Source organism: Bizionia paragorgiae (assembly GCF_900107625.1).
In the GTDB taxonomy this organism is placed as follows: Bacteria; Bacteroidota; Bacteroidia; order Flavobacteriales; family Flavobacteriaceae; genus Bizionia; species Bizionia paragorgiae.
The window spans coordinates 34,850-47,622 of the sequence record NZ_FNQK01000011.1 but is presented as its reverse complement, the minus strand read 5'-3'; the positions used below and the strand labels follow the sequence as shown (position 1 = coordinate 47,622).

Genomic DNA, 12,773 nt, shown 5'->3' with positions numbered 1-12,773 from the left:
GGAAATTATAGCCAAGTTAGGACATGGAAGACTCAGCGTAGTTTATCTCATATTATGAAAAACAAAATTATATACCTACTACTAGGTCTTTCTAGTATAAGTTTTTCCCAAGAGTCACTTTCGGACGTATTGAATACATACAATTCGCATAGTGTACCGTATATTACAGTACACGAATTAGCAGAATCTGAAACATCAGCTCTAATTATGGATGCCAGGGAGTTTGAAGAATACGCCGTAAGTCATCTAAAAGACGCCATTCACATTGGATATAAGGAGTTCAATATCGCAAACATTCATCAAAAAATAACGAATAAAAACCAAGAGGTGGTTGTGTATTGCTCGTTAGGGGTACGCTCAGAAAAGATAGCTGAAAAACTAAAAAAATCAGGATATACAAACGTTAGAAACCTGTATGGTGGTATTTTCGAATGGAAAAACAACAATTATGATGTCTATAATAGAACTCACCAAACGACAGACAGTATCCATGCGTACAGCAAATCGTGGAGTCGCTACTTAAAAGCAGGTATTAAAGTCTACGGTACCCTTCAAAACGAAAACGAATAAAAACAGGACCTTTTGAAAACTAAGAATATCATTATTACCTTTACAAGAAATCCGAAATTAGGCCATTGTAAAACCCGATTAGCAAAAACTATAGGCGACGAAGCGGCGCTACGAGTGTACCGTTTTTTATTAGCACATACCGAATCGGTTTTACGGCAAGTGGAATGTGATAAGGCCGTATATTATTCTGAGGCTATTAGAAATAATGACCTTTGGGAGGCAAAACACTATCAAAAATACTTACAGAAGGGTTCGGATTTAGGTTTTAGAATGTTTAACGCTTTCGAAACTGCTTTTAAAGCGAATTATATGAAAGTAATTATTGTTGGTAGCGACTTATATGATCTTAAGCCCAAACACATTAATACCGCTTTTCAGGCCTTAGATTCTCATGATGCCGTAATAGGGCCGGCAGAAGACGGCGGCTATTATTTATTGGGACTAAAAACACTCATCCCTAAGCTGTTCAAAAATAAGGCATGGGGAACAGAAACCGTGTTTAATGACACAATAAAAGACTTAAAAAATCATAGTGTCCATCTCTTGGAATCCTTAAATGACATTGATGTTTACGAAGATTTGGCTCACAATAAAATATTAAAAAACATAATTGCACAAGATGATTAAACAGATAGAAAAAACAGTTGCTTACCTCCAAGAACGCGGTTTTAAAACACCCGAAGTAGGCATCATTTTAGGAACCGGATTAGGCCAGCTAATTGATGAGATAGAAATTATTGAAGAAGCCCCGTATAATCAAATTCCGAATTTCCCTACTGCAACCGTAGAGTTTCATAAAGGAAAATTAATCTATGGTCATTTAGAGGGCAAAAAAGTGATAGTCATGCAAGGCCGTTTTCATTTGTATGAAGGCTACTCTTTACAAGATGTAACTTACCCTGTACGAGTAATGGAGAAACTCGGCATAAAAACGCTATTAGTTTCTAATGCTTCGGGAGCCATTAACACCAATTTTAAAAAAGGAGAGCTCATGCTAATAGACGACCATATAAATCTTCAAGGGAGTTCTCCTTTGGCATTTAATGGCGTTGAAAAATTAGGAGAACGCTTTACAGACATGAGTGCCCCTTACGACCATACAATTAATGCAACTTTCGAAAACATAGCTAAAAAACACAACATCACTCTACATAAAGGCGTCTATGCCAGTGTTGTTGGTCCGCAATTAGAAACTCGTGCCGAATATAGAATGCTAAAAATTATTGGAGCCGATGCCGTTGGTATGAGCACTGTTCCTGAAATTATTGTTGCTAATCATTTAAAATTAAAAACAGCAGCCGTTTCTGTATTAACCGATGAGTGCGACCCCGACGATTTAAAACCGGTAAACATTAGTGAAATCATTGCTATGGCAGAAAAAGCAGAACCCCAAATGATCACCCTATTTAGGGAGTTAATAAGAACACTATAACGAGGTTTATAACCACAATCGTTTCCTAGTAATAGGTTAGTCACAGTTAATTTAAGATAAGGTTTTAAAGATTTAAATTTAAGCCTTAAATTCAATGTAGAGCTTTCAGTGTTTTTTGGTTCGATTCTTATCACTACCAAATGAACGGAAAGAAAAAAGATAATATTAAATAAAAAGATTCCTGCCCATGCAGGCATAAAAATATGAGTTACTTAGACACCACACACAACGTTTATAAAGATGCAGCACTTACACCAGATGTTGGTTTATGTTGCACAACAAATCCTATTTGGGAATTACCTGGTTTAAAAATTCCAAAAATCATGCAAGAAATGAACTACGGCTGTGGTTCTACGGTTCATGCTCGCGATTTAACCAATAATCCTAAAATGCTATATGTTGGTGTTGGCGGCGGTATGGAATTATTACAATTCGCTTATTTTAATCGTCAAAAAGGGGGCGTTATTGGTATTGATGTGGTCGACGAAATGCTTGATGCCTCACGTAAAAACTTTAAAGTAGCTGAAGAATTAAATCCTTGGTTTAAATCGGATTTTGTCGATTTAAAAAAAGGAGATGCTATGAATCTTCCTGTTGAAGACAACAGTATTGATGTTGCTGCACAAAATTGCTTATTCAACATTTTTAAAGCGGATGATTTAAAAAAGGCTATTGCTGAAATGTATCGCGTACTAAAGCCTCACGGACGTTTAGTTATGAGCGACCCAACTTGCGAACAACCAATGAATGAAGCACTTCGTAACGACGAAAGATTGCGTGCTTTATGTTTAAGTGGAAGCTTACCTATTGAAGAATATGTAAAGGCTTTAACTGATGCGGGATTTGGAACGATAGAAATTAGAGCAAGAAAGCCTTATAGAATCCTAGATCCAAAAAACTACCCTACAGATGAATTAATTTATATTGAATCAATAGAAGTTGCAGCAATCAAGGATCCTATGCCTGCAGATGGCCCGTGTATTTTCACAGGAAAAGCAGCTATATATTTTGGAGACAGCGACTATTTTGATGATAAGGCCGGACACGTTTTATTGAAAAATCAACCTTTAGCTATTTGCGATAAAACAGCTGGCGATTTAAAAGCATTAGGTAGAGATGATATTTTCATTTCAGAAAGCACCTATCACTATGATGGAGGTGGATGTTGTTAAACAATGCGCTTAATTAAATATTTAGAAAGAAATTGAACGCATTTCATTACTAATTAATAGTTCCGTTTTAATGGACACAATGATGGAAAAGTATATTGACATTATAAAAACTGCCTATTCCGATTATTGGAATTACATTAAACAATCTGTTTTAATGGAATTAAACTGGGAGAATTACTTCTATGGTTTAATTGCCATCTCACTAATTGTATGGGCTTTGGAAGCCATTTTTCCTTGGCGAAAAAACCAATCTTTATTCCGTAAAGATTTTTGGCTAGACACTTTTTATATGTTTTTTAATTTCTTTTTATTAAACCTTATTGTTTTAATAGCCTTATCGAATACTGCAGCCGCTCTGTTTAATGATATTTTAGGGTTAATAAATCTATCGGTTTCAAATTTTCAATTAATAGATATCAATACTCTGCCTTTCGGACTTCGTATTTTAATCTTTTTTATAGTTGTTGATTTTGTTCAATGGTGGACACATAGATTACTGCACAAGTCTGAATTTTTATGGAATTTCCACAAAGTGCATCACTCGGTTAAGGAAATGGGTTTTGCGGCTCATTTACGATATCATTGGATGGAGCCCGTAGTATACAACTCATTAAAATATATCCCTCTAGCCATTATTGGAGGGTTTTCAGCTCAAGATGTTGCTTTAGTACATTTTTTTAATATTACCATTGGTCATTTAAACCATGCGAATATTAGCTGGGATTACGGGTGGTTAAAATACATTTTAAACAACCCAAAAATGCATATATGGCATCACTCAAAAGCTTTACCTGAAGAAAGAAAATATGGTGTAAACTTCGGAATTACGCTAAGCCTATGGGATTATATATTTAAAACAAATTATATTCCTTACGACGGGAGAGATATCGAACTTGGTTTTGAAGGTGATGAAACTTTTCCTGAAGACTTTATTAGTCAAGAACTCTATCCCTTAAAAAAATGAAAACACTCACAACATGTATACTGTCCCTAATCGTTTTACTATCTTTTAAAGGTATAGAACCTGAAAAAAGCCAGAGGATTGCTACAGTACCTACCCAAACTTTCAATCACTCTATTTTTAATAATCTGCTTCAAAAGCATGTATCACAAGAGGGGAATGTCGATTATAAAGGGTTTAAAACGGATGCAAAAAAACTTAACGATTATATAAACGTACTACAAAGTAATCATCCTACAAACTCATGGGCTAAAAAAGACAAACTTGCCTATTGGATCAATGCATACAATGCCTTAACTATAGATTTAATTATCAGGAATTATCCTATAAAAAGTATAAAAGACCTTAAAAATCCATGGGGTCAACGGCTATGGAAATTGGGTGATACGTGGTACAACCTAGAGGATATAGAACATGAAATTTTACGAAAAATGAACGAACCGCGCATTCATTTTGCTATTGTATGCGCATCGTACTCTTGCCCTAAACTTCAAAACGAAGCCTTTACTACCGCTAGAATCGAAGACCAACTCACCAAAGCAACGAAGGAATTTTTATCAGATAAAACAAAGAACGAACTTTCCAAAGACGATATCAAAATATCTAAAATATTCAGATGGTTTAAAAAAGACTTTGAACACCATGGCAGTTTAATTGATTTTTTAAATCAGTATTCTGACATTAACATCTCAGCCAAGGCACGAATAGACTATTCTGATTATAATTGGAATTTAAATGATTAATTTTCAACTTTCGTAAACTCTCAATAAGAACAAATAAGACTATGCCTTACCAAATTTCAATAATAATTCCTGTATTGAATGAAGTCGAAATTATTGGAAATCTTTTGAGTTATTTATCAAACAATTCAACCGCAACAAATAGTACAGAAATCATAGTGGTTGATGGAGGAAGTACAGATGGAACTTTAGACCTTGTTCGAACTTTCAGTGTAATAGAAAACACTAAAAAAGCCGATTCTATTACAAAACCAGAATTTAAGCATCAACCAAACATTTTTCTAATTAATTCTCCAAAAGGGCGAGCAAAACAAATGAATCTTGGAGCGCAAGCGGCCACAGGAAACGTTTTATATTTTCTACATGCAGACTCTTTTCCGCCTAAAGATTTTGACCAATTAATAATTAATGAAGTTAATAGAGGAAATAACGCGGGCTGCTTTAGAATGCAATTTGATTCTAATCACTGGTGGTTGCGATTAGCAGGATGGCTAACGCAATTCTCTTGGCGCGCATCACGTGGTGGCGATCAAAGTCAATTTATTTCAAAAGAATTGTTTTTTGAATTGGGCGGATTCGACGAAAACTATACTATTTACGAAGACAACGATCTTATTAATAAGTTATATGCGAGAAAGCAATTTGTTGTTATTCAAGAATGGTTAACCACCTCAGCACGGCGCTATCAAGAGCATGGCATTTGGAAACTTCAATTTCACTTTTGGGCAATCTATGTCAAAAAATGGTTTGGTGCTTCAGCCAAGGACTTATTGGCTTATTATAATAAACATATTCGTTAGGTCAAGTCAAACATTATTTTCTATTCCGTCCCTGTTCATTCGGATACAAATCTATCAACTTATCACTCTGAAAAACCGCTTTGGTTCTCAAGTCAATTGCCGACAATGCTCCGGTAAAAGCGGCTCCAGTATCAATATTCCATACATTCAACGCGTTCATAGGTTGGTCTTGTTTATAGTTAATCGTCGGCGTATGTCCAATATAAATTTCCGAATACTGTTTCAATCGTTTAGGATAACTAGCGGCATCTTTCTTATTTCGTTTATCAGCGGTTAAGGCCATTTCCCAAAGGGTTCTATCAAAATAAAAGCTTCTTCTATCAACCTCTCTTTCAACCCCATGAATAGACGTAAATCCTGCATGAATAAAAAGGCGATTTTCAGAATCGATATAATAAGGCTCCATAGTTTCAAAGAAATCAATATGCTTGGATTTTTCCTCTTTGGTATAACCTTTATAACTTTCTATTGCACCCAATCCGCCATGTTCTAACCAAATTTCACTTTCAATTCCCGAGGCCAACCAATCCTCACACCAATAATCGTGATTGCCTTTTATAAAAACGCAGGAGTTAGTCTTTGAAAGTTCAATTAAATATGAAATTACCTGAGCCGACTCACTCCAACCATCGACATAATCCCCAAGAAAAATGAGATTATCACTAGCAGTCATACCCGCTCTTTCCAAAAGTTGAACCAAGCCTTTTAATCCGCCATGAATATCTCCAATTACTAATGTTCGCATTATTTAAATAGTTTATAATAAGTTCTAATCACCTCTTCCACAGGTTTATTTTGAGGTGTAAATTGCGTGTTTCCATTCCCTCCAGCACCTTTATGGTTATGAAACCACTTCCAAATAAATCCTCCAGCAAACCAGTCTTCATCCCAGAACGTCTCAAACAAAGCTTTAGTGGTTGCTATTTGTGCTTCATAATTAATAGCCGACTTACTCCTATCGGAAACCCAAGGAGTTTTTCCCGAAAAACCGACACTCCTATAGCCGAATTCGGTAAATAAAACAGGTTTATTATTTGCATTGGAAAGCGATTGTATTTCCTTCTTATAAGGCAGCCAATTTTGCAAGCAGTCTTCTACTGTCGGCGTTTTCAAATCACTCACCGGAAAATAGGCATCAATACCGATATAATCTAAAGCGCCCCAAAAAGGTGTTCGTTTGTACTCATCCCAATTTGCTGCATAGGTTAACTTCCCTGAATACGCCTTTCTAATCTCTGGAATTAATCGGTTCCAAAATTCCGGACGCTCCACAACAAAGTGTTCCAATTCCGTACCTATACAAAACAGGTCGGCTTCTATGGTTTCTGCAACACGCGCATACTCTAAAATAAAATGACGATAAGACGCCTCTAAAAGCAACCAATCGGCTTCTGTTTGCATAGCGATATCCCCAGTAAACTGCCCTCTAGACACCCAAAGTTGCGGTTTTACCATTAACTTGATATGCTTCGCTTTTAAAATTTCAGCATATTGTTCCATCCCTTCAGAAGTCTCCCCGTACCACTGTTGGTCACTATTAAAAATAATAGTCGGCGAGACTAAAGCTTTAATAAAACCAAATGGCATCAAAGCCGCATAATTGGCATGCAGTTTCACTAAAGGTGTTACGTGCTCCTCGGCAATAGAGGAATTAGCAGCAACAAAACTAACACCGTTAATTTTATTATCGCCTGTAAAACAAGATTGTAACACAAAACAACTCACTAATATATACACTATACCGTATTTCATCTTTTAGATTTCTATCAGATTAGGATTCTAAAAATAAGGTTAAAACTAAAACCATAACACTTATCACAAACTATTCTTCGTTATCTTTCCAATTCCTATTAAAAAATATCAAATTCTAAATTAAGGTTTGTCTGCATTTAACGACTTAAGACCAACACTACTAAATTATGGAGCACATTGTAATCATTGGCAACGGAATATCTGGCGTTACGGCAGCTAGACATATTAGAAAACAATCTGACAAAAAGATTACAATTGTTTCTGACGAAACCGACTACTTTTTCTCACGAACGGCATTGATGTACATTTATATGGGACACATGAAATTCGAGCATACACAGCCTTACGAAAACCATTTTTGGGAAAAAAATAGAATCGACTTAAAAAGAGGACGAGTAAAGACAGTAGAAACCACATCAAAAACACTAATTTTTGAAAATAACGAAAGCCTTACTTACGATACTTTAATTATTGCTACCGGTAGTAAGCCCAATAAATTTGGTTGGCCTGGGCAAGACTTAAAGGGTGCCCAAGGTTTGTATAGCAAACAAGATTTAGACACTTTAGAAGAGATGGCTCCAAATAATAAAAGTTGCCAAAGAGCAGTTATTGTTGGTGGCGGTCTCATCGGAATTGAATTAGCCGAAATGCTAAACTCCCGTGGCATTCCAGTAACATTTTTGGTTAGAGAAAACAGTTTTTGGAATGGTGTTTTACCACAAGGGGATAGTGAAATGATAAACAGGCATATTAAAAGTCACCATATAGACTTAAGATTAGCAACCAATTTAAAGTCGATACAAGACGATGGCAACGGTCGCGTAAAGTCGGTAATTATCGAAGAGACGGGAGAAGAAATACCGTGTAATGTGGTAGGTTTAACAGCAGGAGTTACGCCGAATATCGATTTCCTAAAATCATCAGCTATTGAGACTGATAAAGGTGTCCTTGTTAATCGGCAATTAGAAACAAACATAAAAGGCATTTATGCTATTGGCGATTGTGCTCAACAACGTGAAGCCATCGGTCAACGCAGATCCATTGAAGCCGTTTGGTATACTGGGCGGATGATGGGAGAAGTCGTGGCGCAAACCATTTGTGGAAACCCCAGAACTTATAATCCTGGACATTGGTTTAATTCGGCTAAGTTTTTAGATATCGAATATCAAACCTACGGCTGGGTATTTAGCGAAAAAAACAAGCCCGTTTACGAGGCGCATTTTCATTGGAAACATGACGATGATACCAAGTGTATTACAGTTGCTTTCCATAAAGAAAACCAACAATTCCTAGGCATTAACACCTTTGGAATACGCATGAGACACGAGGTGTTTGATCGCTGGCTTACCGAAAAACGAGATATCGATTTTGTTATTCAACATCTATCGGAAGCCAATTTTGATCCAGAATTTTATAAACGCTTCGAAAAAGACATCCTAAAAACATACCAAAATCAATTTCAAAACGCCTAATTATAATTATATGAGTACGCAATCCCATCAAAACTTATCGTTAGCCGATTCTAAACAGCTATCTACCCAACAGAAAGTAGCCTCTGGAATTGGTATACTGGGCTTATTTATCTTGGTCTTAGCATTGTTTAATGTTAATTTCCCGAATCGCGGACTGGTATTAGCCAGTGCCCTAGGCTTAATAGCAACAGGAGCCATTTGGTTTGCAAATAACGCTTACCTCTCAAAAAGCAAAGGCATTAAAAACGATGGTGTTTGGTTTAAATCGATATCCTCTCGCGGACTAACGGGCTGGATAACGGGAATTGCATTAACATCTTTTTATATTGTTCTTTATTTTAAACCGGTATGGTTGGGAATGGGAATAGACGGTGCCAAAAACACCGGATTAATAGCACTTTTCGACCCCTTAAGTAAACTCTTAAGCGGCAATCCGGCTAGTCAATGGTTTGTTTACGGTACACTTTACACTTTGGCCATTTTAATATTTGGTTACAAGTTTATATTAAAATACCGCCACAATAAATACGAGCAATTGCGAACCGCTTCGGTGATGTTTTTTCAATTGGCATTTGCCTTTTTAATTCCAGAGTTTATGGCGCGCCTAAATTCTGATAGCTTTTCATTACCGTATTATGATCTAAAAAATATCTGGCCACTTAACTACTATAACTTCGAGCAATATCGTGTAGACGATTTTATTAGTGCTGGAGATGTGGGGCTTGGCTTACTAATTTTCGGACTGGTTTCTATTTTTGTGATTACACCCATTTTAACTTATAAATACGGAAAACGTTGGTATTGCTCATGGGTTTGCGGCTGTGGCGGACTGGCAGAAACGGCGGGAGACGCCTTTAGGCATCTCAGTGATAAAAGTACATTTGCATGGAAAGTTGAGCGCTGGGTGGTACATAGTGTATTAGTTTTTGTGGTACTAATGACCACTGCGGTGGTGTATTCCTATTTAGGTGACGACTCTAGTCAATACTGGTTAACTAAAAACGTATTTTTATATAGTGTTGCAGGTTTGCTAACCATTGTATTCGCAGGCGTACTATTTTTTAAACGCCAAGAGCTCGCTAAAGATGCGAAACTCGGAGCCATAGGTTATTTTGTAATTATTATAACATTAATCGCCATGCATCAGTTTGGTATGCGTTTATTCTATTTCGAGGCCGAAACCTTGCGTTCATCTTATGGTTTTTTAATCGGTTCTATATTTTCTGGCGTTATTGGCACAGGGTTCTATCCTATTTTTGGTAACCGTGTGTGGTGCCGATTTGGATGTCCAATGGCTGCTATATTAGGTTTTCAGCAACGTTTATTTTCAAAATTTAGAATTACAACCAATGGCGGTCAGTGTATTTCGTGTGGGAATTGTTCTACCTATTGCGAAATGGGAATCGACGTAAGGGCCTATGCTCAAAAAGGAGAAAACATTGTACGTTCTAGCTGTGTAGGTTGTGGTGTTTGTAGCGCTGTTTGTCCGCGTGGTGTTCTAAAATTAGAAAATGATTCTATGAATGGACGAATTAATTCTCAGTCGGTGCTATTAGGAAATGATGTGGATTTAATGGATTTGCTAAATCAGAAATAATATCTCAAAAACAATTGTACTTTTGCAAACCCTAATAAAAACGAAATGCCTACAATAAAAGTCATTATCCCCGCTTTTAACGAGCAAGAGTCGATTGCACACGTTATTAACGATATTCCTAGTACGGTAAGCGAGATTATTGTAGTCAACAACAACTCTACAGACCAAACAGCATTTAACGCAGAGCAAGCTGGGGCTACTGTTTTAACCGAAACCAATAAAGGTTACGGCTGGGCCTGCTTAAAAGGAATGGATTATATTGCAAAACAAGAGCAGAAACCAGACATTATTGTTTTTATGGATGGTGATTATAGTGATTATCCTGAGGAGCTCACAAAATTGGTAGCACCAATTATTTCCAACGGTATTGATTTTGTTGTTGGTGCCCGAGTAAAAGCGCATAGAGAAAGTAATGCTATGACACCTCAACAAGTGTTTGGTAACTGGTTAGCAACAACTTTAATGTCCTTGTTTTTTGGTGCTACATTTACAGATTTAGGCCCCTTTAGAGCCATAAAATATGACAAACTACTTACTCTAAATATGGAAGACAAAACATATGGTTGGACCGTAGAAATGCAACTTAAAGTTTTAAAACAAAAACTATCCTACGTAGAAATACCTGTCCGTTATAAAGAACGCATAGGGACATCTAAAGTTTCAGGAACTCTAAAAGGCACTATTCTTGCCGGTTATAAAATACTTGGATGGATCTTTAAATACAGCCTAAAAAAATGATTTTAAACACCGTTATTATAATTATCTACTCTGTTGCACTGCTACTTATTTTCATGTATGCTTTAGCGCAACTCAACCTGTTATTTAATTATATATCAGCACAAAAAAAACAAACGGCAAGTCCGAAATTTAATTTAGACAACCCCGACGAGATTCCTTTTGTAACCATACAATTACCCGTGTTTAACGAACTGTATGTTATGGAGCGCCTATTAACTAATATCGCTTTAATAGACTATCCAAAAGACAAATTAGAAATTCAAGTTTTAGACGATTCTACAGACGAGACTGTAAGCACGACTGCTACTAGGGTACAGGAATTAAAAGATACAGGATTAGACATATCTCATATCACAAGAACAAACAGAAAAGGCTTTAAGGCTGGTGCGTTAAAAGAGGGCTTAAAAATAGCAAAAGGTGAATATATCGCCATTTTCGACGCCGATTTCTTACCTCAAAAAGACTGGTTAAAACGTACAATTCCTTATTTTAAAGATGAACATATTGGCGTGGTTCAAACCCGTTGGGCACACCTTAATCGCAACTATTCTATCCTTACAAAAATTCAAGCCTTTGCTCTAGACGCCCATTTTACCTTAGAGCAAGTAGGTCGTAATAGCAAGGGGCATTTTATCAATTTTAATGGTACTGCTGGGGTGTGGCGTAAAACCTGTATTCTAGATGCTGGAAATTGGGAAGGAGACACCTTAACCGAAGATTTAGATTTAAGCTATCGCGCACAACTAAAAAATTGGAAATTCAAGTACCTTGAAGATGTAGAAACCCCTGCAGAATTACCCGTTGTTATTAGTGCCGCACGATCTCAGCAATTCCGTTGGAATAAAGGAGGTGCCGAAAATTTTAGAAAAATGATGTGGCGTGTTTTAAAAAGCAAGACCATTTCTAAAAAAACAAAGCTCCACGGCTTACTGCATTTATTAAACAGCACTATGTTTCTAAACGTACTAATAGTGGCTGTTTTAAGCATTCCCATGCTGTATATTAAAAACGAATACGCACACTTAAAACCTTATTTTTATGTCATGAGCTTTTTTGTTGTGAGTACTGTAATCTTTTTTATCTGCTATTGGGTCATGTACAAAAACTCGTATGGCAAAGGGCTAAAAAGCTTCGTTAAGTATACCGCACTTTTTTTTACCTTTTTCTCTATAGCAATGGGCTTTTCTCTACATAACTCTATAGCCGTAATCGAAGGTCACATGGGTAAGCGCAGTGATTTTGTTCGGACACCAAAGTTTAATATAAGTGCTTTAACCGACACGTGGAAAGGTAATAAATACCTTAAAAAGAACCTTTCAATTCATGTCGTATTCGAAGGAATATTAATGCTATATTTTGGATTTGGAATGTACAGCGCCTTTGTAGTAGGCGACCAAGGAGGTGATTTCGGGTTATTTCCTTTCCATTTAATGCTATTTTTAGGATTTGGTTTCGTATTTTTTAAGTCCCTAACATCTAAAGTATAATATAAAATAAAGATTTCACGTTCAAATATTATTTTGTTTTGGGCGTTACCTA

At 36.4% G+C, this 12,773-nt stretch carries 13 protein-coding genes; 11 read left to right on the top strand and 2 right to left on the bottom strand.

Annotation, left to right across the window (positions count from 1 at the left end; genetic code table 11):
• Positions 1-54: 54 nt before the first annotated feature.
• From BLV64_RS09385 to BLV64_RS09355, 7 genes are all read left to right on the top strand, one after another.
• Positions 55-570, top strand: coding sequence for a rhodanese-like domain-containing protein (locus BLV64_RS09385; protein ID WP_092134450.1), 516 nt, complete (start codon positions 55-57; stop codon positions 568-570).
• Between the two features lie 12 nt (positions 571-582).
• Positions 583-1,197, top strand: a complete 615-nt coding sequence (locus BLV64_RS09380) for a TIGR04282 family arsenosugar biosynthesis glycosyltransferase (RefSeq protein WP_092134447.1) — start codon at positions 583-585, stop codon at positions 1,195-1,197.
• On the top strand, positions 1,190-2,002 hold the full coding sequence (locus tag BLV64_RS09375) for a purine-nucleoside phosphorylase (RefSeq protein WP_092134442.1): 813 nt from the start codon (positions 1,190-1,192) through the stop codon (positions 2,000-2,002). Before BLV64_RS09380 ends, BLV64_RS09375 begins: the two co-directional genes overlap by 8 nt.
• A 203-nt stretch (positions 2,003-2,205) precedes the next feature.
• Positions 2,206-3,174 carry an arsenosugar biosynthesis arsenite methyltransferase ArsM gene (gene arsM / locus BLV64_RS09370; protein WP_092134439.1) on the top strand — a complete coding sequence of 323 codons (969 nt, stop codon included), beginning with the start codon at positions 2,206-2,208 and terminating at the stop codon, positions 3,172-3,174.
• A gap of 82 nt (positions 3,175-3,256) precedes the next feature.
• Positions 3,257-4,138 carry a sterol desaturase family protein gene (locus BLV64_RS09365; protein WP_092134563.1) on the top strand — a complete coding sequence of 294 codons (882 nt, stop codon included), beginning with the start codon at positions 3,257-3,259 and terminating at the stop codon, positions 4,136-4,138.
• Positions 4,135-4,878 carry a DUF547 domain-containing protein gene (locus BLV64_RS09360; RefSeq protein ID WP_092134436.1) on the top strand — a complete coding sequence of 248 codons (744 nt, stop codon included), beginning with the start codon at positions 4,135-4,137 and terminating at the stop codon, positions 4,876-4,878. The genes BLV64_RS09365 and BLV64_RS09360 overlap by 4 nt, the downstream gene beginning before the upstream one ends.
• A gap of 41 nt (positions 4,879-4,919) precedes the next feature.
• A complete protein-coding gene (locus BLV64_RS09355) occupies positions 4,920-5,675 on the top strand; it encodes a TIGR04283 family arsenosugar biosynthesis glycosyltransferase (protein WP_092134434.1) in 756 nt (251 codons plus the stop codon).
• 13 nt (positions 5,676-5,688) lie between these two features.
• Here BLV64_RS09355 and BLV64_RS09350 read toward each other — a convergent pair whose 3' ends face one another.
• Together BLV64_RS09350 and BLV64_RS09345 are read right to left on the bottom strand one after the other, a co-directional pair.
• Entirely contained in the window at positions 5,689-6,420 is a 732-nt protein-coding gene (locus BLV64_RS09350) for a metallophosphoesterase family protein (protein ID WP_177165315.1), read from the bottom strand.
• Positions 6,420-7,427, bottom strand: a complete 1,008-nt coding sequence (locus BLV64_RS09345; RefSeq protein WP_092134429.1) for a glycoside hydrolase family 113 — start codon at positions 7,425-7,427, stop codon at positions 6,420-6,422. Before BLV64_RS09345 ends, BLV64_RS09350 begins: the two co-directional genes overlap by 1 nt.
• 167 nt (positions 7,428-7,594) lie before the next feature.
• On the opposite strand from BLV64_RS09345, the gene BLV64_RS09340 reads away from it, so the two are divergent.
• Genes BLV64_RS09340 through BLV64_RS09325 form a run of 4 tightly spaced genes read left to right on the top strand, consistent with a single transcriptional unit; the run spans position 7,595 to position 12,721 of the window.
• Positions 7,595-8,899: an NAD(P)/FAD-dependent oxidoreductase gene (locus tag BLV64_RS09340; protein WP_092134427.1), complete on the top strand. Its 1,305-nt coding sequence runs from the start codon at positions 7,595-7,597 to the stop codon at positions 8,897-8,899.
• A gap of 10 nt (positions 8,900-8,909) precedes the next feature.
• Positions 8,910-10,496, top strand: coding sequence for a 4Fe-4S binding protein (locus BLV64_RS09335; RefSeq protein WP_092134425.1), 1,587 nt, complete (start codon positions 8,910-8,912; stop codon positions 10,494-10,496).
• 45 nt (positions 10,497-10,541) lie between these two features.
• Positions 10,542-11,234 carry a glycosyltransferase family 2 protein gene (locus BLV64_RS09330; RefSeq protein WP_092134423.1) on the top strand — a complete coding sequence of 231 codons (693 nt, stop codon included), beginning with the start codon at positions 10,542-10,544 and terminating at the stop codon, positions 11,232-11,234.
• Positions 11,231-12,721: a cellulose synthase family protein gene (locus tag BLV64_RS09325; protein WP_092134420.1), complete on the top strand. Its 1,491-nt coding sequence runs from the start codon at positions 11,231-11,233 to the stop codon at positions 12,719-12,721. The genes BLV64_RS09330 and BLV64_RS09325 overlap by 4 nt, the downstream gene beginning before the upstream one ends.
• Positions 12,722-12,773 lie beyond the last annotated feature (52 nt).